At 73.4% G+C, this 20,474-nt stretch carries 15 protein-coding genes and 1 pseudogene; 9 read left to right on the plus strand and 7 right to left on the minus strand.

Annotated elements, in window-relative coordinates; all coding sequences use genetic code 11:
- Nucleotides 1-141: 141 nt before the first annotated feature.
- From CIK06_RS19890 to CIK06_RS31470, 3 genes are all read right to left on the minus strand, one after another.
- Nucleotides 142-1,818, minus strand: coding sequence for a CocE/NonD family hydrolase (locus CIK06_RS19890; RefSeq protein WP_095566098.1), 1,677 nt, complete (start codon nt 1,816-1,818; stop codon nt 142-144).
- Nucleotides 1,819-1,864: 46 nt separating this feature from the next.
- Nucleotides 1,865-2,713 carry a lytic transglycosylase domain-containing protein gene (locus tag CIK06_RS19895; protein ID WP_095567972.1) on the minus strand — a complete coding sequence of 283 codons (849 nt, stop codon included), beginning with the start codon at nt 2,711-2,713 and terminating at the stop codon, nt 1,865-1,867.
- Between the two features lie 81 nt (nt 2,714-2,794).
- Entirely contained in the window at nt 2,795-4,360 is a 1,566-nt protein-coding gene (locus CIK06_RS31470) for a DedA family protein (protein ID WP_232534342.1), read from the minus strand.
- Between the two features lie 111 nt (nt 4,361-4,471).
- On the opposite strand from CIK06_RS31470, the gene typA reads away from it, so the two are divergent.
- The 4 genes from typA to CIK06_RS31480 all read left to right on the plus strand — a co-directional run bounded on the left by typA (nt 4,472) and on the right by CIK06_RS31480 (nt 9,539).
- Nucleotides 4,472-6,337: a translational GTPase TypA gene (gene typA, locus CIK06_RS19905; RefSeq protein WP_095566099.1), complete on the plus strand. Its 1,866-nt coding sequence runs from the start codon at nt 4,472-4,474 to the stop codon at nt 6,335-6,337.
- A 24-nt stretch (nt 6,338-6,361) separates the two neighbouring features.
- Nucleotides 6,362-7,315, plus strand: coding sequence for a serine hydrolase (locus CIK06_RS31475; RefSeq protein ID WP_232533744.1), 954 nt, complete (start codon nt 6,362-6,364; stop codon nt 7,313-7,315).
- Nucleotides 7,316-7,409: 94 nt separating this feature from the next.
- Nucleotides 7,410-8,528, plus strand: coding sequence for a mandelate racemase/muconate lactonizing enzyme family protein (locus CIK06_RS19920; RefSeq protein WP_095566100.1), 1,119 nt, complete (start codon nt 7,410-7,412; stop codon nt 8,526-8,528).
- A gap of 675 nt (nt 8,529-9,203) precedes the next feature.
- Nucleotides 9,204-9,539: a C40 family peptidase gene (locus tag CIK06_RS31480; RefSeq protein WP_232533745.1), complete on the plus strand. Its 336-nt coding sequence runs from the start codon at nt 9,204-9,206 to the stop codon at nt 9,537-9,539.
- 38 nt (nt 9,540-9,577) lie between these two features.
- Here CIK06_RS31480 and CIK06_RS19930 read toward each other — a convergent pair whose 3' ends face one another.
- Nucleotides 9,578-10,570 carry a TerC family protein gene (locus tag CIK06_RS19930; protein ID WP_369915995.1) on the minus strand — a complete coding sequence of 331 codons (993 nt, stop codon included), beginning with the start codon at nt 10,568-10,570 and terminating at the stop codon, nt 9,578-9,580.
- A 367-nt stretch (nt 10,571-10,937) separates the two neighbouring features.
- On the opposite strand from CIK06_RS19930, the gene CIK06_RS19935 reads away from it, so the two are divergent.
- The gene (locus CIK06_RS19935; RefSeq protein ID WP_095566102.1) at nt 10,938-11,231 is read left to right on the plus strand and encodes an antibiotic biosynthesis monooxygenase; all 294 of its coding nucleotides are present in this window, start codon (nt 10,938-10,940) and stop codon (nt 11,229-11,231) included.
- Nucleotides 11,232-11,261: 30 nt separating this feature from the next.
- On the opposite strand, the gene uvrB is transcribed toward CIK06_RS19935, so the two are convergent.
- Nucleotides 11,262-13,364, minus strand: a complete 2,103-nt coding sequence (gene uvrB / locus CIK06_RS19940) for an excinuclease ABC subunit UvrB (RefSeq protein WP_095566103.1) — start codon at nt 13,362-13,364, stop codon at nt 11,262-11,264.
- Between the two features lie 328 nt (nt 13,365-13,692).
- Here uvrB and CIK06_RS19945 point away from each other — a divergent pair, with 328 nt between their 5' ends.
- Nucleotides 13,693-15,426 (plus strand): hypothetical protein, encoded by a 1,734-nt coding sequence (locus CIK06_RS19945; protein ID WP_157756873.1) that lies wholly within the window; start codon nt 13,693-13,695, stop codon nt 15,424-15,426.
- 210 nt (nt 15,427-15,636) lie between these two features.
- Here the strand turns inward: CIK06_RS19945 and coaE are convergent.
- Nucleotides 15,637-16,832: pseudogene (gene coaE, locus CIK06_RS19950) on the minus strand (dephospho-CoA kinase).
- A 174-nt stretch (nt 16,833-17,006) separates the two neighbouring features.
- Nucleotides 17,007-18,494: a 30S ribosomal protein S1 gene (gene rpsA, locus CIK06_RS19955; protein WP_095566105.1), complete on the minus strand. Its 1,488-nt coding sequence runs from the start codon at nt 18,492-18,494 to the stop codon at nt 17,007-17,009.
- Between the two features lie 428 nt (nt 18,495-18,922).
- Between rpsA and CIK06_RS19960 the strand changes: the two genes are divergently transcribed.
- The 3 genes from CIK06_RS19960 to CIK06_RS19970 all read left to right on the plus strand — a co-directional run bounded on the left by CIK06_RS19960 (nt 18,923) and on the right by CIK06_RS19970 (nt 20,450).
- Entirely contained in the window at nt 18,923-19,747 is an 825-nt protein-coding gene (locus CIK06_RS19960; protein WP_095566106.1) for a class I SAM-dependent methyltransferase, read from the plus strand.
- A 162-nt stretch (nt 19,748-19,909) separates the two neighbouring features.
- The gene (locus CIK06_RS19965; RefSeq protein ID WP_095566107.1) at nt 19,910-20,128 is read left to right on the plus strand and encodes a DUF2945 domain-containing protein; all 219 of its coding nucleotides are present in this window, start codon (nt 19,910-19,912) and stop codon (nt 20,126-20,128) included.
- A 43-nt stretch (nt 20,129-20,171) separates the two neighbouring features.
- Nucleotides 20,172-20,450 carry a DUF3140 domain-containing protein gene (locus CIK06_RS19970; protein WP_369916236.1) on the plus strand — a complete coding sequence of 93 codons (279 nt, stop codon included), beginning with the start codon at nt 20,172-20,174 and terminating at the stop codon, nt 20,448-20,450.
- Nucleotides 20,451-20,474 lie beyond the last annotated feature (24 nt).

Consider the following 20,474-nt stretch of genomic DNA (forward strand, 5'->3'; position numbering starts at 1 on the left):
CTCAATTGATTGCGAGGGCCGCGAGCCGCGCCGTAACCCAGAGTGAATCTTTACTGAGCGCGACCATGCCGTTACTCAGATGCGCTTTGGGCGAAAAGTAATGACTTCGTATGGCGCGAAGCCGCGGCCGGGCGGGCCGGTTCAGCCCGCGACGACCGGGAGGACAACCATCGACGGGCGATCGGGATCGTGCCAGATCTCGCGCCACCCGGCCCGCAGCCGCACGGCGCTGCCCAACGGCTCGCCCGTACCCGGATTGCGCGCGTACCGCGGATGGGCGCCGCCGCTGACCTGCACCCGCACCCGGTGCCCCGGGCGGAAGCGGTGCGCCACCGGCCACAGGGTCACCGGCACCCGCAGCACGCCCGCGTCGTCGGGCGGAAACCGGCCCGGCTCCACCCGGACCAGACCGTCACACAGGTTCCACGACCGGCCCCGCGGATCCACATCGCACAGCCGCAGGAACAGGTCGAAGTGCGCGAGCGCGCTGCGCACGTACACCTGCGCGGTCACCGGACCGATCACCTCCAGCGGGGCGTCGAGCCGGGTGCCGGTGTAGACCAGCACGTCGGCGCGGGCCTCGACCGGCCGGTTGTCCACCGGGCCGGCGCGCTGCGCCACCAGCAGCGGGCCGCCCAGCGACGGGGTCGGGTCGGCCGGGTCGTACCGGAAGGTGTCCGGCGCGGACGGCACCGGCGGTGCCGGGCGCAGCCCCCGGTCCGGATGCAGGTGCCACGCCGTGCCGGTGGCCGGTGGCGGCCAGTCCGGCAGGTCCCGCCAACCGGCCCCGCCGCCCAGGTGGACCCGCACCGGCGGCCGGCGGGACGCCGGTGCCGCCGTACCGCGCGGCGGCGCCGGGGCACCCGGTGGCCCCGCGTCGGCCAGTTGACCCCGCAGCCAGGGCACGCCCTCGCGCAACGCGGCCGCGAGCAGTCCCGGGCTGCCGTGCGTCCACGGGCCGACGGTCAGCGTCGGGTGACCGCCGGCCGCACGCAGCGCGGCGTAGTCGGCCAACTGGGCCGGCAGGAAGATGTCGTGCCAGCCGGTCACCATCGCCACCGGCGTGCGGATCTCGGCCATCCGCGCGTCGAACATCCGGGACCGCCAGTACGACGCCCCGGGCGTGTGCTCGACCAGCCACTCCTGGAAGAACGGCACGGTGCCGCCGGTGGCGACCCGGTCCGCCTCGGCCAGCGGCAGGTGGGCCAGCCCGGCCAGCAGCCGGGGCTGCCCGCGGCGCAGTTCGAGCTGGCGGGCCAGCCAGGGCACGGCCTGCGCCTCCAGCAGCTCGGCCCAGGTCAGCACCGTGTCCAGCGAGAACGATCCGCCCGCGTACGTGGAATCCCGGACGCTGGCCGCGGTCACCACCGCCACCATGGCCCGCAGGTCCTCGACCTCGGCGGCCAGCGCCCACTGCACGAAGCCCTGGTAGCTGGCCCCGAACATGCCGAACCGGCCGGCGTACCAGGGCTGCCGGCGCAGCCAGTCCACGGTGTCCAGGCCGTCGGCCCGCTCGTGCACCAGGGGCGTGAACCGGCCGGCCGAACCGAACGTCCCCCGGCAGGACTGGATCACGGTGTGGAAGCCCTGCTCGGCCAGCAGCCGGCCGAGCAGCCGGACCGGGCCACCCCGCCCGTACGGGGTGCGGATCAGCAGCGTCGGGGCGCCGGCCCGGTCGGGGGCGTAGTGGTCGGTGAGCAGCGGCACCCCGTCGCGGACCCGGACCCGGATGTTGCGGGTGACCACCACCCGACGGGTACCCGTCGGCGGCAGCCCGAGCAGCCGGCCGGCGAGCCGCGCGGCGAGCCGGCCGATCACCGCGGGCTCCCCGTCCGCCCGGACCCCTCCCGGCGCGGCCCGCGGATCAGACGCTCAGGCAGGTGCATTCGGTCATCAGCGCCCGCACGTTCTGCACGTACCGGGGGTTGGGGATGACCAGCCCGCTGTCCGTGGCCACCGCGCCGGGCCCGAAGTTGTACGCGGCGATCACCGCGTTGAGCAGGCAGGAGTTCAGCTCGGCGGTGCAGTTGGCCGCGTCCAGGCTGTAGTCGCTGTCGAAGTAGGCGTCGCCGATGTACTTGGTCAGCCAGGCGAGGTAGTTGGCGCCCAGGGTGGCGTTGTCCCGGTAGTCCTCGATGTCGTAGGACTGCTCGAACCGCTGGTTGACGAAGTCGGCCGTCGGCTCCATCACCTGCATCAGTCCCACCCCGCCGTCGCAGGCGATGATGTTGGACTGCCACCCGCTCTCCTGCCAGGCCACCGCCTTGACCAGGTTCACCGGCACCCTCAGGCTCGGCGCCGACGAGGGCCAGTACGTCCGGCCCGCCGCGGCCGTCAACGCGTCCCGGACCTGGCTCTGGGTCGCCTTGGTCCCCCGGTACGACGGCGTGCAGTCCGCGGCCGGCGCGGGTGGCGGCGGCGGCAGGGTCTTCTCGGTCGGCGGCTTCGGCTTGGCCCGTGGCGTCGGCGCCCGGTGCGCGCTCGGGCTCGACCCGGCCGCCGCGGACCGGCTCGGCGACGGGCTGGCCGCCGGTGTGCTCGGTGCCGGCCCGAGCAGCGCCTCCGCGCTCACCTCGGCGGTGGCCTCCGCCACCACCTCCGGCCCGGTCGGCCGTTGCACGGGCGGCGCGCCCCCGCAGCCGGACGACACGAACCCCACCGCCACGATCAGCACCGTGGCCCGGACACCGACCCGCCCCGTTCCGTGTCTCACGAGCGCCGACCGTAGCAGTCGGAGGTGTCCGGCGACGTCCCGTGAGTACGCCGTCACCGGCGCCGGATGCCGGAACGGGTCTCACGAGTCCGGATCCGGCGCGGCCGCCCGGTCCCGGTTGCGCCAGGCCACGATGAGGAAGACCGTCCACAGCGCCCCGAGCAGCACCGCCGTCACCGTCTCGCTGGCCGTGTCGAGGCCCAGGTAGAGCCGGGCCAGCGCGACGATCGCCACACCGACCGCGGCACCGGTCCAGCCGGTCACCGCGCCCGCCCAGTGCGTGCCCCGGGACAGCAGCCAGGCCATCGTGCACAGGCTTCCCGTCACCACGGCGTTCTGGCTGGGGAACAGCGCGCCGGGACCGCCGCCGACCGCCGCCGGCCGGAACTGGTCCGGCCGGGTGAGTTCGGCCACCAGGGCCAGCAGCAGCAACGGCACGAACGCGCCCGCGGTGCCCAGCACGTCCACCAGGTTCGTCCGGCGCTCCGGGGCGTCGCCGGCCGGGTCCCGATCGTCGACCGGATCCCGATCATCGACCCGGTCCGGGTCACCGGCCCGGTCCGGATCATCGACCGGATCCCGATCGTCGACCGGGTCCGGGTCACCGGCCCGGTCCAGGCCGCCGGGCCGATCCCGGTCACCGGCCGGGTCGGGGTCGCCCGGCGGGGCGGGCGACCCCGACCGGCGGCCGAGCGCCAGCGTGAGTATCGCCACACCAAGGATCAGCACCGGCCCGCGGAGCACCCCCAGCAGCGCCCCCGCCACCTCGACGGCGCCCGGGGTACGCCGGGCCGCGAACCAGTCGCCGATCGCCCCGTCGACGACGGCCAGGCCGCTGTGCCCCACCAGGACGCGCAGCAGCCAGCCCAGCCCCAACCCCAGGCCGAACAGCAGCCCCAGCCCGACCAGCAGGTTGACCGCCAGCGCCCAGCCGGTGCCGAGCCGGTCGGACAGCCGCCGCGCCCACTCGCCGTACCGGCGGCTGGCCCACCGCGACGGTGGCAGCGCCGCGGCCCGCGCGGCCAGCGCCCGGACCGGATCCGGATGCCGGCCCAGCCACCGGCCGAGCAGCACCAGGGCGGCCACGCAGGCCAGCAGCGCCAGCACCGCCCCGGTCGCGTTCCCCAGCAGCGCGCTCACCCGGTGGAACGATTCGCCCGCCAGGTAGCCGACCAGCACCGTGGTGCCCACCCAGGTCAGCACCCCGGCCAGGTTCCAGGGCAGGAACCGCCGGTACGGCATGCCCGCCGCCCCGGCCAGCCGGGGCGCCACGGTGCGGACGAAGGCCAGCCACCGGGCGGCCAGGATGCCCCGGCCGCCGATCCGGTGCACCAGGCGCTCGGCCCGGGCCCAGCGCCGGTCCCCCACCCGGGCGCCCAGCCGACCGGCCCGCAGCGCCGGTCCGCGCCGGCGACCGCTGCGGAACGCGAGCGTGTCGCCGAGCGCCGCCGCGGCCATCATGATGATCATGATGGGGGCGAGGCGCACCGTTCCGGCGTATGCTAGGAAGCCGACCAGCAGCAGGGTGGCCTCGGCGGGCATCATCAGCCCGACGATCACCGCCGTCTCCCCAGCCACCAGCGTCGCCGCCACGACGTAGACAAGCCACGACGGCAACTGCTGCAACAGCGTCGACAGGTCGAGCACCGCGGTCCCCCCGGACATGTCGGTCAGCCGGCCACCCGAGCCCACCGGCGATCAGCCAGCCCGCGCGCCCCCGGCGCGCCCCGACCGGACCGACCACGAAGAATGGACCCCATGCAGACCCGCTCCGATCTCCGTAACGTCGCCATCATCGCGCACGTGGACCACGGCAAGACCACACTGGTGGACGCCATGCTGCGCCAGGCCGGTGCGTTCTCCGCCCGGGCGGAGGTGGCCGACCGTGTGATGGACTCGATGGACCTGGAGCGGGAAAAGGGCATCACCATCCTGGCCAAGAACACCGCCGTGCGCTACGTACCCGCCGACGGCGAGCCGGTGACCATCAACATCATCGACACCCCCGGGCACGCCGACTTCGGCGGCGAGGTCGAGCGCGGCCTCACGATGGTCGACGGCGTGGTGCTGCTGGTGGACGCGAGCGAGGGTCCGCTGCCGCAGACCCGGTTCGTGCTGCGCAAGGCGCTGCGCGCCCGGCTGCCGATCATTCTGGTGATCAACAAGGTGGACCGGCCGGACGCCCGGATCAAGGAGGTCGTCGACGACACGTACGAACTCTTCCTCGACCTGGACGCCGACGACTCCCAGATCGACTTCCCGATCGTGTACGCCTGCGCCCGCGACGGCATCGCCTCGCTGGAGCAGCCCGCCGACGGCGTCGTACCGGCCGACAGCACCTCGCTGGAGCCGCTGTTCCGCACCCTGCTGGACACCATCCCGGCGCCCGGGTACGACGAGGCGGCCCCGCTGCAGGCGCACGTGACCAACCTCGACGCGTCCCCGTTCCTCGGCCGGCTGGCGCTGTGCCGGGTCCGCCAGGGCACGATCCGCAAGGGCACGACGGTCGCCTGGTGCCGCACCGACGGCAGCACCGAGAAGGTCCGCATCTCCGAGCTGCTGATGACCGAGGGCCTGGAGCGCAAGCCGGCCGAGCAGGCCGGCCCGGGCGACATCATCGCGGTCGCCGGGATCCCGGAGATCATGATCGGCGAGACGCTCGCCGACGTGGACGACCCCCGCCCGCTGCCGCTGATCACCGTGGACGAGCCGGCCATCTCGATGACCATCGGCACCAACACCTCGCCGCTGGTCGGCCGGGTCAAGGGCGCCAAGGTCACCGCCCGGATGGTCAAGGACCGCCTGGACAAGGAACTCGTCGGCAACGTGTCGCTGCGGGTGCTGCCCACCGAACGGCCGGATGCCTGGGAGGTGCAGGGCCGCGGCGAGCTGGCGCTGGCCATCCTGGTGGAGCAGATGCGCCGCGAGTCCTACGAGCTGACCGTCGGCAAGCCGCAGGTGGTCACCCGGGAGATCGACGGCAAGGTCTGCGAGCCGGTCGAGCGGCTCACCATCGACGCCCCCGAGGAGTACCTGGGCGCGATCACGCAGCTGCTGGCGACCCGCCGGGGCCGGATGGAGCAACTGGTCAACCACGGCACCGGGTGGATCCGGATGGAGTGGCTGGTGCCGGCGCGCGGCCTGATCGGCTTCCGCACCGAGTTCCTCACCGACACCCGCGGCACCGGCATCCTGCACCACGTCTTCGAGTCGTACGAGCCGTGGTTCGGCGAGCTGCGGACCCGCAACAACGGGTCGCTGGTGGCCGACCGGTCCGGCGTGGTCACCTCGTTCGCCATGCTGAACCTCCAGGAACGCGGCACCCTGTTCGTCGAGCCGACGACCGAGGTCTACGAGGGCATGATCGTCGGGGAGAACTCCCGCTCCGACGACATGGACGTGAACATCACCAAGGAGAAGAAGCTCACGAACATGCGCTCCTCCACGGCCGACGAGACCGAGAAGGTGATCCCGCCCCGCAAGCTGTCCCTGGAGCAGGCCCTGGAGTTCTGCCGCGAGGACGAGTGCGTGGAGGTCACCCCGGTCGCCGTCCGGCTGCGCAAGGTGGTGCTCGACCAGACCGCCCGGGCCCGGGCCGCCGCCCGGCGCAAGCACGCCGGCTGACGCCGGATCCGCTACGGTCCAGGCATGACCTGGGCGGATCTCGACGAGCAGCTGGCGGCCGTGCCCGGCACGATCTCGGTGTACGCCGCACGGCTGGACCACCCGCCCGCCTACGCCCGGCTGCCGGACACCCCGCACTACGCGGCCAGCACCATGAAGGTGGCGGTGCTGGCCGCGCTGTTCCGGGCCGCCGAGGCCGGCCGGCTCGACCTGGACACGCCGGTGCCGGTCGGCAACGAGTTCGCCTCGGCGCTGCCCGGGGCGCCCCGCTTCTCCTGCCAGCGCGGCTACGACAACGACGAGGCGGTGTGGGAGCGGGTCGGCGCCGACGCGCCGCTGCGCTGGCTCGCCGAGCGCATGATCGTCCGGTCCAGCAACCTGGCCACCAACATCGTCCTCACGCACGTCGGCCAGCCGGCTGTGGCCCAGGTGTGGTCCCTGGCCGGCGCCCGCAACAGCGTCACCGGCCGCGGGATCGAGGACTTCGCGGCCCGGGAGGCCGGGATCACCAACCTGGTCACCGCCGCCGACCTGGCGGCCCTGCTCGGGGCGGTGGCGCGCGGCGCCGAAGCCGCAGCCGCAGCCGCAGCCGAGGAGGACGACCGCGGCACGCGGCCGGATCGACCGGTGGACCGGCCGGACCCCGCCAGCGGCCCGTCCGATCCGCCCGACCTACCCGACCTACCCGACCTGCCCGGCCCGCTGGCCGGCCGGGCGAGTTGCGCCGCCATGCTGGAGATGCTGTTCCGCCAGGAGCACCGCGAGGACCTGGCCGCCGGGCTGCCGCCGCACGTCCGCGTCGCGCACAAGAACGGCTGGGTGCAGGGCGTACGGCACGGCGCCGGGGTGGTTTTTCCCGACGACGCGCCCCCGTACGCCGTGGTGGCCTGCACCAGCACCGACCTGGCCGACGAGGCGTGCCGGCTGATCGCCCGGATCTCCGCGGCGGTCTGGGCCGCCCGGCACCACCTGGCCTGAGCGCCTCGACCCCGCATCACGACGCCGGGGCGCGCAGCACACCCGGGCGGGGCGAGGGGCGGTTCGCCCAGGTCGACGACATAGGGTGCGCTACATGACGATCACGGCCGTACGCACCCACCGGCTGTCGGCGCCGCTGCACACCCCGTTCGTCACGGCGCTGCGCCGCACGAGCACGGTGGAGACGCTTGTGGTCGAGATCGTGGACGCCGACGGCCGGTCCGGCTTCGGCGAGGCCCCGCAGGTGTGGCAGGTGACCGGAGCCTCCATCGCCGGCGCCGAGGCGTGCGTGACCGACCAGCTCGCCCCGCGGATCGCCGGCCGCGACCCGGACGACCTGCTGGCCCGCTGCGCCGAGGTGCGGCGCGCGGTCGCCGGAAACGAGGCCGCCAAGGGCGCCGTGGACACCGCGCTGCACGATCTGGCCGCGCGCCGGCTCGGCGTACCGCTGGTCCGGCTGCTCGGCGGCACCCGCCGGCGGATACCGACCGACGTGACCCTGTCCGCCGGCGACGCGCCGGAACTGGCGACCACCGCCACGCGGCGGGTCGCCGACGGCTTCACCGTGCTCAAGCTGAAGGTGGGTACCGACGCCGCGGGGGACCTGGACCGGGTACGCGCCGTCCGGGCGGCCGTGGGCGGTGCCGTCCGGATCCGGCTGGACGCGAACCAGGGCTGGAGCCCCCGCGAGGCGGTCCGGGTGATCCGCGGCATCGAGGACGCCGGGCTGGACGTGGAACTGGTCGAGCAGCCGGTCGCCCGGCGCGACATCGAGGGGCTGGCCTGGGTCAGCGACCGGGTCGACACCCCGATCCTGGCCGACGAGGCCGTCTTCGACGTACCGGACCTGGTCGAGGTGATCCGGCGCCGCGCGGCCGACATGGTCAACGTGAAGCTGGCCAAGTGCGGCGGCCTGAGCGCCGCCCGCACGCTGCTGGAGCTGGCGACCGCGCAGGGCATGGGCACCATGGTCGGCTCGATGATGGAAAGCCAGGTCGGGCTCGGCGCCGCGGCCAGCCTGGTCGGCGCGTACGGCACGAGCGCCGTTTCCGACCTGGACGCGGCGTGGTGGCTGGCCGCCACGCCGGTGCGGGGCGGCATCCGGTACGACGGGCCGGAGGTGGTGCTTCCCGACGCGCCCGGGTCGGGTATCACCGGCCTGGCCGGCGCCGGGGACCCCGCCGCCGGGCAGAGGTCCACCGAACAGACGTGACGGAAGTAAGCATCAGCATGTTGCCCCGCACCGAGACCCTTCGTAGGGTCGCGGTCAGGCACCGGAAAGGAAGGCGGTACGGGTCGTGACGCTCCAACCCGGCCAGGAGGCCGTCGTCCACGTCGCCGTCGCCACCCTGTGGACCCGGCCGGAGGCCGTCCGCGCGGTCGATGCGCCGGCGCTGGCCAACCGGACCGACATCCGCGGCTGGATCGCCGCCATGAACACCGATCAGCAGGTGGGCGACTGCGTGCTCAGCCAGCTCCTGCTCGGCGAACGGGTGCTGGTACGCCAGGTCCGCCCGGACGGCTGGGTGCACGTGCTGGCGCTGGAGCAACCCGCCGCCAAACTGGACCCGCGGGGCTACCCCGGCTGGCTGCCGGCCGACCAGTTGGCCCCGGCGGAGCCCGATCGGGACGACGAGCCGGACAACCGGCTCGTCGTCGACACCACGGCCACGGTGCTGCACGCCAGCCCCGACGGGCCGCCGGTGCTGCCGGGCGTGATGCTCGGCACCCGGCTGGCCGTGGCCGGTCCGGCCCGGGACGGCTGGCGCCCGGTCCACGTTCCGGGCCGGACGGATCCGCTCTGGGCCGTCGATGCCCACCTGGCCCCGGACCGGACCATCTACCGAGCGCCGTCGAGGCGCTCGACGTGGCCTGCCGGCTCCGGAACGTGCGGTACATCTGGGGCGGCGTCTCGACGTACGGGATCGACTGCTCCGGGCTGGTGCACCTGGCCTGGCGGCGGCTCGGCGTCCGGCTTCCCCGGGACGCCGACGACCAGGCCGCCGCGACCACCCCGCTGGAACTGGGCGAGGAGCGGCCCGGCGACCTCTACCTGTTCGCCCGGCCCGGCCGCAAGATCCACCACATCGGCATCGTCACCGCGCGGGCCGGCAGCGGTGGGCCGCGGCGGATGCTGCACGCCTGCTACAACCTGCGCCGGGTGGTCGAGGAGCCGCTGCCGGCCGAACGCAACGCGACCCTGGTGGGCGTACACCGGGTCTGACCCGGGGCGGCTCCGGGGCGGCTCCGGCGCGGGGCCGGTCAGTGGCTGGCGCCCGTCAGCTCCCGGCGGCGGTCCCGGGACGACTTGATCATGCTGGCCACCGTGGCCGCCACCAGCGTGCCGATGATCACGCAGAGCGAGAGCCAGATCGGCACGTGCGGCGCCCACTGCACCGGCCGGCCGGCGTTGACGAACGGCAGGTTGTTCTCCGCGAGCGCCTCCAGCATCAGCTTCACGCCGATGAAGCCGAGCACCACGGCCAGCCCGATGGTGAGGTACACCAGCCGGTCCAGCAGGCCGCCGATCAGGAAGTAGAGCTGCCGCAGCCCCATCAGCGCGAAGACGTTCGCGGCGAAGACCAGGTACGACTCCTCGGTGATCCCGAAGATCGCGGGAATGGAGTCCAGGGCGAAGATCAGGTCGGTGGTGCCGATCGCGATCATCACGACGAGCATCGGGGTGAACAGCCGCCGCCCGTTCTCCCGGGTCATCAGGTGCCCGCCGGCGAAGTCGCGGCTGAGCGGCAGCGCCCGCCGGCTCCACCGGATCACGATGTTCTCCTGGAACTCGTCCTCGTCCGGCTCGCCCTGACGCAGGAAGTTCACCGCGGTGTAGATGAGGAACCCGCCGAAGATGTAGAACACCCAGGAGAACTGGGAGATCAGCGCGGCGCCCGCGGCGATGAACCCGCCGCGCATCACCAGCGCCAGCACGATGCCGATCAGCAGCACCTTCTGCTGGAACTGCCGGGGTACGGCGAACCGTCCCATGATGATGATGAAGACGAACAGGTTGTCCACCGACAGGCTGTACTCGGTGAGCCATCCCGTGTAGAACTCGACCGCCGGGGTCGAGCCCTCGAACAGCCACAGCCCGCCGCCGAAGGCCAGCGCCAGCAGGACGTAGAGGGTGACCCAGAGCGTGCACTCGCGGATCGTTGGCTCGTGCGGTCGGCGGCCGATGATGACGAGATCGATGATGAGCACCGCCGTCAACACGACGAGGGTGACCGCCCACAACCCTGCAGACACGTTCAATGCATTCCTCCGGCAGGCACGTCCCGTCACGCGGGCGGCACCGGAGACCGGCACCGAGGCGTGACGCGTTCGGTGGTGACTGTCGGAGGTCTCTTCCATCGCTGACCCGCTGGAGACGGGCCGGCGATCGACGGCGCCGGGCTCGAACCGAACGTTCCGGTGCGAGACCGTGCTGACGACACCGCCGCAGGGGAATACTCCCCTCCGCCGACCATTGTTGCCCATGGAGGCGGGTCGGCGCGACCGGGGCATGACGTAGTAATGATGAAGACTTGCCGCAAGGCATCCTAGGAGGCTGGGCTTTTGACGGGATCGTCGACCCGGTTCACCGGGGCGACGGCGGCCGTGCGACGCTGTCGGCATGGTGCTGGAGGTGGCGTTGATCGACGTACGGCCCGGGAGCGAGGACGCGTTCGCCGCCGCGTACGCCGAGGGACACCGGGTGCTCGCGGGCACCCCCGGATGCCGGTCGGTGCGGATGACCCGGGGCATCGAGTCGCCGTCGCGGTTCGTGCTGCTGGTCGAGTGGGACTCGGTGAAGGACCACGAGGACAACTTCCGCGGCACCGACCGCTACACCACCTGGCGTTCGCTGATCGGCCCCTACTTCGCCCAGCCGCCGCGGGTGGAGCACTTCACCGACGTGCCGGCCTGACCCCGCCCGGCCGGGGCGTCGACGCGGACCCTAGGCGACGCCCGCGACGTCCATCCCGCGCAGTTCCTTCTTGAGCTCCGCGACCTCGTCCCGGATCCGTGCGGCGAGCTCGAACTGCAGTTCCCGGGCCGCGGCCAGCATCTGGTCGTTCAGCTCCTGGATGAGCTGCGCCAGATCGGCCCGGGCCATGCCGGCCCGGGACGGCGTGCCGGCGGCCGACCGGCTGCGGGTCTCCTTGACCGGCGCCTTCCCCCGGGACAGCTGCCGGGCCGCGCCGCCGACGGTGGTCCGCTCGGTGTCCTCGGCCTCCCGGTAGATGTCGTCGAGGATGTCGTGGATCTTCTTCCGCAGCGGCTGCGGGCTGATCCCGTTGGCCTCGTTGTGCGCGATCTGCTTGGCACGCCGCCGGTTGGTCTCCTCGATCGCGGCGGCCATCGACGGGGTGACCTTGTCCGCGTACATGTGCACCTGGCCGGAGACGTTGCGGGCGGCCCGCCCGATCGTCTGGATGAGCGACCGGCCGCTGCGCAGGAAGCCCTCCTTGTCCGCGTCGAGGATCGCCACCAGCGACACCTCGGGCAGGTCCAGGCCCTCCCGCAGCAGGTTGATGCCGACCAGCACGTCGTAGTCGCCCTTGCGCAGCTCCCGCAGCAGCTCGACCCGGCGCAGCGTGTCCACCTCGGAGTGCAGGTAGCGCACCCGGATGCCGTGTTCGAGGAGGTAGTCGGACAGATCCTCGGCCATCTTCTTGGTCAACGTGGTGACCAGCACCCGCTCGTCCCGCTCGGTGCGCAGTTTGATCTCGTGCATGAGATCGTCGATCTGGCCCCGGGTGGGCTTGACCACCACCTCCGGGTCCACCAGGCCGGTCGGGCGGATCACCTGCTCGACGTACTCCCCGCCGGACTGTTCCAGCTCCCACGAGCCGGGGGTCGCGGAGAGGAAGACCATCTGGCCGACCCGGTCCAGGAACTCGTCGAAGCGCAGCGGCCGGTTGTCGGCCGCGCTGGGCAGCCGGAAGCCGTGCTCGATCAGCATCCGCTTGCGGGACGCGTCGCCCTCGTACATGCCGCCGATCTGGGACACCGTCTGGTGCGACTCGTCGATGACCGTGAGGAAGTCGTCCGGGAAGTAGTCGAGCAGGCAGTGCGGCGGGTCACCGGGCGAACGCCCGTCGATGTGCATCGAGTAGTTCTCGATGCCCGAACAGAACCCGACCTGGCGCATCATCTCGACGTCGTACGTCGTGCGCATCCGCAACCGCTGGGCCTCCAGCAGCTTGTTCTGCCGCTCCAGCTCGGCCAGCCGCTCGGCCAGCTCGGTCTCGATGCCGGCGATCGCCCGTTCCATCCGCTCCGGGCCGGCCGCGTAGTGCGTCGCCGGGAAGATCAGCAGGCCGTTGGTCTCCCGGATCACCTCGCCGGTCAGCGGGTGCAGATAGTAGAGCTTCTCCACCTCGTCACCGAAGAACTCGATCCGCACCGCCAGTTCCTCGTACGCCGGGATGATCTCCAGCGTGTCACCCCGGACCCGGAACGTCCCCCGCTGGAACGCCATGTCGTTGCGGGTGTACTGGATGTCGACCAGCCGGCGGAGCAGCTTGTCCCGCTCGATCTCCTGGCCCACCACGACCCGGGCCGCCCGGTCGAGGTACTCCTCCGGGGTGCCCAGGCCGTAGATCGCCGAGACGGTCGCCACCACCACCACGTCCCGCCGGGTGAGCAGGGACATCGTCGCCTTGTGCCGCAACCGCTCCACCTCCTCGTTGATCGAGGAGTCCTTCTCGATGTAGGTGTCGGTCTGCGGGATGTACGCCTCGGGCTGGTAGTAGTCGTAGTACGAGACGAAGTATTCGACCGCGTTGTGCGGCAGCAGCTCGGCGAACTCCTTCGCCAACTGCGCGCAGAGGGTCTTGTTGGGCGCCAGTACCAGGGTGGGCCGCTGCAACCGCTCGACCAGCCACGCGGTCGTGGCGCTCTTGCCGGTGCCGGTCGCGCCCAGCAGGACCGCGTGCCGGTCGCCGCGGCGCACCCGCCGCTCCAGCTCGGCGATCGCGGTCGGCTGGTCTCCGGACGGCTGGAACTCGCTGATGACCTGGAACCGGCCGTCCAGCCGTGGGATCTCGATCGCCATGCCGTCAACGGTACGCCGGGGCACCGACAGGTTCGGCCGACGACCAGGGGTGAGCGATCGGCGTCGATAATGCCATTGTGTGCCCGAGATCACCGCGCTACGGTTTTATGGTAGGCCGCTCGCGGCGGCCGACGGGTGGTTGACCGGACCCGCACAGGTGTCCGCGCCATCCGTGCGCAGGGTTGCTGCCCCGTCCATGACGGCGAGCGCACCCGTGTGGTCGCGCTGAGGCGCTGACCGGCCGCCGCGAGCGCCCTTTTCTGATCACCCGTCGCTGATCATGGCAACCCGGGCGTCACCTCCGCCCCGGCTGCACCGTTGCACACCCGTGAGGACGAGCGCCCCCGCCGCGGTTCGCCGCCGGCCCGTCACCCTGGCGCTGTTGACCTGCCTTGCCGTCGCCTCGGGCGCCGGTCTCGCGGTCGGTCTGGCCGCCCCGGCACCCCCGACCGACCAGGACAGCACCCGGCCGCTGACCGCCGCCGAGGGTCGCCGGCTGGCCGCCATGTGGACCACCAACCTGCGCGACGGCGCCGTGACCGTACGCGCCACCCTGGACCGGTCCGGCACGCTGACCCGGGTCGGCGGCTGGGTGGACTGGCGCCGGCAGATCGCGTACCTGGCGATCGACGGCGCGGGCGCCGGCACCGACCGCGGCCTGCTCCAGGCCCTGCCCGGGGTGGTCGCCAGCCGGCCGTCGGTCGGCGGCACCGCCGGCGGCACGGGGTTGCCCCCGGCGGTGCCGCCCGCCGACGGCTGGCGGATCCGCCGCGCCGAGTCGGCCACCCGGGACCTGGACGCCCTGCTCACCCTGCTGTTCGGGCTGGCCGCCGACCGCGACGGCGCGCAGGCCCTGACCCGGGCGCCGGCGCGCTGGCTGAACCCCGACCAGATCGGCGGGCTGCCGGTGGACGTGCTGATCGGGCCGGCCCTGCCGGCGGTGCCCACCCCACCCGGCACGACCGGCACGGGCGGCACCGTGGCCGCCGGTGAGACCGACGACGCCGGGCAGTCGGGTGCCGGCACGGCCCCCGGCGACGGCACGGCCCCCGGCGACGGCACGGCCCCCGGCGACGGCACGGCCCTCGGCGACGGTCCGGCCCCGGGTGACGGCACGGCGGCCGGCCGTACCGGGTCGGCGAGCGCCACCGGGGCCCGCGACCCCGGCGACCCGAAGGCGTTGGGCGGCGTGATCCGGTACTGGCTGGACCGGGACGCCCGGCTGCACCGGTTCGAGGCCACGCTGCCCGGCGCGGTCCCGGTCCGCGCCGACCTCGACCGGCCGGCCGACCCGAAGAAGATCAAGATCAACGCCATCGACGCGCTCGGCGGCGATCCGGTACGGCCCCGTGCGGTCACCGACGCGGAGGCGGACCGGCTGGCCCGGATGCCCCGGGTCGACCGCAGCCGGGGCGGGGCCCGGGTCACGCTCACGCTGCCCGGCGGGTCCAACACCGAGCTACGCGGCAGCGGCTGGATCGACTGGCGCCGGGCGACGGCGTACCTGAGCCTCACCGAGGCGGCCGGCCGGGTGCCGCCGGCGCTGATCCGGGCCGACGCGACCGGGGTGGCCCGCCGGGAGGATCCGGCCGGCAGCACCGCGACCGGCAGCACCGCGTCCGGCGGCACCGGCAGAAGCACCGGCAGAGGCGCCAGCCGTGCCACCGACCCGCCCGGCTGGCAGGCACCGCCGCTGCCCTCGCCCAGGGACGGCTGGAGTACGGCCAGTTGGCTGGAGCGCGCCGACGACGGCGGCGAACTGGACCTGGAACTCCTGCTCAGCGAGGCACTGGCCGCCGGGCGGCGGACCGGTTGGGAGGTGCCCACGGTGCGCGCCGCGGCGGTCTGGCTGCGCTCCGAAACGCTGCGCGGACGGCAGCTCACGGTGTTCGAGGTGCCCAAGCCGGCCGAGGCGGGCGCGCCGCCGGGCGGCGCCCGGCTGCGGTACTGGATCGACTCCAACGGCGGGCTGCGCCGGCTGGAGCTGCGTACCCGCACCGGCGCCTTCGCCCAGCTCGATGTGGCGCCGGGTCCGGTGCCCTGGCTGCCGGCCGTGCCGTAGCGCGGGCATCCCGGCACCGGCCATCCGGGTGCCGGGCACCGGGCACCGGGCACCGGGCACCGGGCACCGGGCACCGGGCACCGCAGCATCAGCAAATCCGAGCGCGGGCGTCCTAGACATCCCGAGCGCCAGGCATCCCGGGCGCCGGGGATTCCGGCGGCCGGCCCGGCCGGTGCACCGCACGGGGCGCGGGGCGTTGCGCCCCGGCGGTCAGCCGGTCGCCGGATCCGGGCGCCAACCGGTCGTCGCGGCCCAGCGCTCGGCCGCGACGCGCTCCTCGTCGAACCAGGGCTCCTTCGCCGCGGCGTAGCGCTGCCGGTCCCCCTGCGCGGCGTGCCGGCGCTTGAGGTCCGCGTACGCGTCCCTGCGGTCGGGGTCCGCCCGCAGGTGGTCCCGCATCAGCAGCGCGAACCGCCAGCCCGGCGAGCCGGCCGGCCGGACGTGCAGGCGCACCGCCCGGCCCGGGTCGGCGCTGCCGTGCAGCCGCTGCGGCCAGCCTCCCGGCTCGGCCCGCGGTGCGCTCCCGGGCCGGTCCCCGCACCGGCCGGGGCTTCGCGGGAACCCGGCGGCGGCCAGCGGCTCGGCGAGCCGATCCGCCTCGGCCAGGTCGGCGACGGTGAGCTGGACGTCCAGGACGTCCCTGGCCGCCAGCCCCGGCACGGCCGTGGAGCCCACGTGGTCCAGCCGCGCCGCGGGGCCGAGGGCGTGCCCGATCCGGGCCGCCACCCGGGCGTACTGCTCGGGCCAGGAGGCGTCGGGGGCCACGGGTGCCAGCGGCGCGGGCGGGGCGACCCGCCGGTGCCGCAGGTTGGCCTCGTACGGCACCAGCCGGTCGCGCCACAGGTCCGTCACGGCCGCCGACAGGTCGGCCAGGTCGCCGTCGTTGCGGAGCAACACGTCGGCCGCCGCGGCGCGCCGCGCGTCGTCGGCCTGCGCGGCGATCCGGGCGGACGCCTCGTCCGCGGTCATCCCCCGGTCCCGGACCAGCCGCGCCACCCGGGTGGGCCGGCTCGCGGCCACCACGACCACCAGGTGGTACGTCGGCGCGAGCCCCACCTCGACCAGCAGCGGTACGTCGTTGACCACGACCGCGTCGGCCGGTGCCGCGGCGAACAGCGCGGCGCTGCGCTCGCGTACCCGGGGTGGACTATCGCGTTGAGCCGGCCCCGCTGTTCCGGGTCGCCGAACACGATGGCGGCCAACGCCGGCCGGTCCAGTGCGCCGTCCGGTCCGAGGACCCGGTCCCCGAAGGTCCGCACGACCTCCCGGAGGCCGTCGGTGTCGGGCGCCACCACCTCCCGGGCCAGGACGTCCGAGTCGACGATCACCGCACCGCGCTCGGCGAGCCGGGCGGCCACGGCGCTCTTGCCGGACGCGATTCCGCCGGTCAACCCCACTCGCAGCACCGGTCAAGTCAACCCGGCGGCGCGCCCCGCCGCAAGATCGGGCGACTGGAACGGACCATTCGGGCACGGGACCGGGCAGGCGGCCGGCGGCATGCGGAAGGCCCCGCCACCCCCGGGCTGAGCCGGGGATGGCGGGGCCTTCCTCGTACGGTGCTGTCCGCCGTACGGTGCGGACTACTTGCCGCCGGCGAGCTTCTCCCGCAGCGCGGCGAGCGCCTCGTCGGTGGCGAGGGTGCCGGCCGGCTCCTCCGCCTGACGGGTCGGCGCCGGAGTGCTGGAGGAGGTGCTGCCGCCGGTGGGCGGTGCCGGGTTGGCCGCCGCCTCGGCCTCCGCGGCGCGGGAGGACTGCACCTGCTTGGTGTGCGCCTCCCAACGCTGCCGGGCCTCCGCGTACTGCTGCTCCCAGGCCTCCCGCTGCTTGTCGTACCCCTCGAGCCACTCGCCCGTCTCCGGGTCGAAGCCCTCCGGGTAGATGTAGTTGCCCTCGTTGTCGTACGTGGCGGTCATGCCGTAGAGGGTGGGGTCGAAGTTCTCCTCGCCCTCCACGAAGCCCTCGTTCGCCTGCTTGAGCGACAGCGAGATCCGCCGGCGCTCCAGGTCGATGTCGATGACCTTGACCATGACGTCCGAACCGACCTGGACGACCTGCTCCGGGATCTCCACGTGCCGCTCGGCCAGCTCGGAGATGTGCACCAGGCCCTCGATGCCGTCGTCGACCCGGACGAACGCGCCGAAGGGCACCAGCTTGGTGACCTTGCCGGGCACGATCTGCTGGATCGCGTGGGTCCGGGCGAACTGGCGCCACGGGTCTTCCTGGGTCGCCTTCAGCGACAGCGAGACCCGCTCGCGGTCCAGGTCGACGTCCAGGACCTCGACCTCGACCTCCTGGCCGACCTCGACAACCTCGGACGGGTGGTCGATGTGCTTCCAGGACAGCTCGGAGACGTGCACCAGACCGTCCACGCCGCCAAGGTCGACGAACGCGCCGAAGTTGACGATCGAGGAGACCACGCCCTTGCGGACCTGGCCCTTCTGGAGCTTGTTGAGGAACTCGGTGCGCACCTCGGACTGCGTCTGCTCCAGCCAGGCCCGGCGGGACAGCACCACGTTGTTGCGGTTCTTGTCCAGCTCGATGATCTTGGCTTCGAGCTCGCGGCCCACGTACGGCTGCAGATCCCGCACCCGGCGCATCTCGACCAGGGAGGCGGGCAGGAAGCCGCGCAGCCCGATGTCGAGGATGAGGCCACCCTTGACCACCTCGATGACGGAGCCGCGCACGACGCCGTCCTCGTCCTTGATCCGCTCGATGGTGCCCCAGGCGCGTTCGTACTGGGCACGCTTCTTCGACAGGATCAGGCGACCCTCCTTGTCCTCCTTCTGGAGGACGAGGGCCTCGATGTGGTCACCGACGGACACCACCTCGGCGGGATCGACGTCGTGCTTGATCGACAACTCGCGCGAGGGGATCACACCCTCGGTCTTGTAGCCGATGTCGAGCAGGACCTCGTCCCGATCGACCTTGACGACGGTGCCTTCGACAATGTCGCCGTCGTTGAAGTACTTGATGGTCTCGTCGATGGCCGCGAGGAAGGCTTCTTCCGTGCCGAGGTCATCGACGGTGACCCGGTTGGCGCTCGAGGTGGCCTCGATGCTGCTCGTCATGTGGGCGGTTGCTCCGGTCGGATGGATTGTCGCCGCAGGTGGTTGTCGCGGTGACCTGTTCGCGCCAACGGACCCGCCGGCGGGCACGCCGAGCAATGACCGGTCGATGATCATTGAACGTGTCCGTCGACCGCGGACCTGCTCCCTGCCGAGGCACACGATCCGCAAGCGCACCAGTAAGCTTACCGTGCGCATTACCACAGCGTGCAAGGCCAGGGCAGGTGATCCAACGCGCTTTGCCGGGAGCCGAGACAATATCAGGACATAGGGCCAGATGTCGACGGCCGACGGCGGGCTGCAACCGCTCCCCCGGCCGCCCCCTCCCGCTCCACCAGCGAAGATCCGCACGGTACGCCCCGGGGCGTACCCGCGCTCGGGACGCCGTTTCGCTCCGCGGAGATCGACGGGACACCCCCTAGACTGCCGCGATGGACCAGCAGGGGTCGGCCGACGCGGAACCGGGCGTTTCCCGCCGACCGGTGAGCGACGCCGAGGCGCGGCGGGCCAACCGGGGTTGGTGGGACACCGACGCCGACGCCTACCAGCAGGAACACGGCGCCTTCCTCGGCGACGTGGACTTCGTCTGGTGTCCGGAGGGGCTGCGGGAGGCCGACGCGGGGCTGCTCGGGCCGGTGGCCGGCACCCGGATCCTGGAACTGGGCTGCGGTGCGGCCGCCGCCGCGCGGTGGCTGCGCCGCGCGGGTGCCGAGGTGGTGGCCACCGACCTGTCCGCGGGCATGTTGCGGCACGCCGCGGCCGCGGCCCACCGCACCGGGGTACGCGTGCCGCTGGTCCAGGCCGACGCGCTGGCCCTGCCGTTTCCGGCCGGCATCTTCGACACGGTCTGCACCGCGTTCGGCGCGGTCCCGTTCGTCGCCGACTCGGCGGCCCTGATGCGCGAGGTGTACCGGGTGCTCCGCCCGGGTGGCCGCTGGGTGTTCTCGGTGACCCACCCGATCCGGTGGATCTTCCTGGACGATCCCGGCGAGGGCGGCCTGCTGGCCGTGCACTCGTACTTCGACCGCCGACCGTACGTCGAGCAGGACGAGACCGGCACCGCCCGCTACGTCGAGCAGCACCGGACCCTGGGCGACCGGATCCGCGAACTGGTCGGCGCCGGCTTCGTCCTGCGCGATCTGGTCGAACCGGAGTGGCCGGCCGACCACGGGGAGGTCTGGGGCCAGTGGAGCCCGCTGCGCGGTCGGCTCTTTCCCGGTACGGCCATCTACCTGGCCGACAAGCCCGCGGGCTGAACCCACCTCGGGTCCACACCTGCCGCCAGCCGGACGTGCTGCACCGGGCCGACGTGGACGGCAACCGGTGGTACCTGCGGCCGGGCAACCGACCGCCGGCGGGTGGCGCCGGCGCGTACGCCGATCCGGTTTTGCCGGCCCGGGCGCGGGTACCCGAGCGGCATGGCGAGCCAGCAGCGGTTCCGCAAGGGTGATCACGTCTCCTGGGCCAGCCACGGCGGCCGGGGACACGGCGTCGTGCAGGGCGAGATCACCGAGCGGACCCGGATCCGGGGCCGGACCGTGAACGCCTCGCCGGAGGCGCCGCAGTACCGCATCCGCAACGACGACTCGGGCCGGGACGTCGCGCACCGACCGGAGGCGCTGCGCCGTGAGCGGTGACGACGGCCGGGACACCTACCGCGAGTTCACCGAGGCCGTGAACATGCGACCCGGCGAACTCCAGCGGTGGCTGGAGACCGACGAGTCCAAGACGGTCGGCTGGCGCCGGGGCGGCGGCGAGTCCGTGGGACACGACTCCGGGCGGAAGATCGTCAACCTGCTCCGGCGCAGGCGCGCCGAACTGACCGACGCCGACTACAGACACATGCGCAAGGTCGTCGGGTACGTCCGCCGGCACATGGCGCAGCGGCCCCGCGGCGACGTCCGGCGGACCCGGTGGCGGTACTCCCTGATGAACTGGGGTCACGACCCCCTGAAGTAGCCGGGCGTACGCGCGCCGGTCGCG

The sequence above is a fragment of the Plantactinospora sp. KBS50 genome, from assembly GCF_002285795.1.
In the GTDB taxonomy this organism is placed as follows: Bacteria; Actinomycetota; Actinomycetes; order Mycobacteriales; family Micromonosporaceae; genus KBS50.

What these genes read in the sequence shown, in the direction of transcription:
- CIK06_RS19920 (WP_095566100.1), top strand. Translation starts at nt 7,410, where the DNA reads ATGACGATCACGGCCGTACGCACCCACCGGCTGTCGGCGCCGCTGCAC.
- CIK06_RS19965 (WP_095566107.1), top strand. Translation starts at nt 19,910, where the DNA reads ATGGCGAGCCAGCAGCGGTTCCGCAAGGGTGATCACGTCTCCTGGGCC.
- CIK06_RS19960 (WP_095566106.1), top strand. Translation starts at nt 18,923, where the DNA reads ATGGACCAGCAGGGGTCGGCCGACGCGGAACCGGGCGTTTCCCGCCGA.
- CIK06_RS31475 (WP_232533744.1), top strand. Translation starts at nt 6,362, where the DNA reads ATGACCTGGGCGGATCTCGACGAGCAGCTGGCGGCCGTGCCCGGCACG.
- rpsA (WP_095566105.1), bottom strand. Translation starts at nt 18,494, where the DNA reads ATGACGAGCAGCATCGAGGCCACCTCGAGCGCCAACCGGGTCACCGTC.
- CIK06_RS19970 (WP_369916236.1), top strand. Translation starts at nt 20,172, where the DNA reads ATGCGACCCGGCGAACTCCAGCGGTGGCTGGAGACCGACGAGTCCAAG.
- uvrB (WP_095566103.1), bottom strand. Translation starts at nt 13,364, where the DNA reads ATGGCGATCGAGATCCCACGGCTGGACGGCCGGTTCCAGGTCATCAGC.
- CIK06_RS19935 (WP_095566102.1), top strand. Translation starts at nt 10,938, where the DNA reads ATGGTGCTGGAGGTGGCGTTGATCGACGTACGGCCCGGGAGCGAGGAC.
- typA (WP_095566099.1), top strand. Translation starts at nt 4,472, where the DNA reads ATGCAGACCCGCTCCGATCTCCGTAACGTCGCCATCATCGCGCACGTG.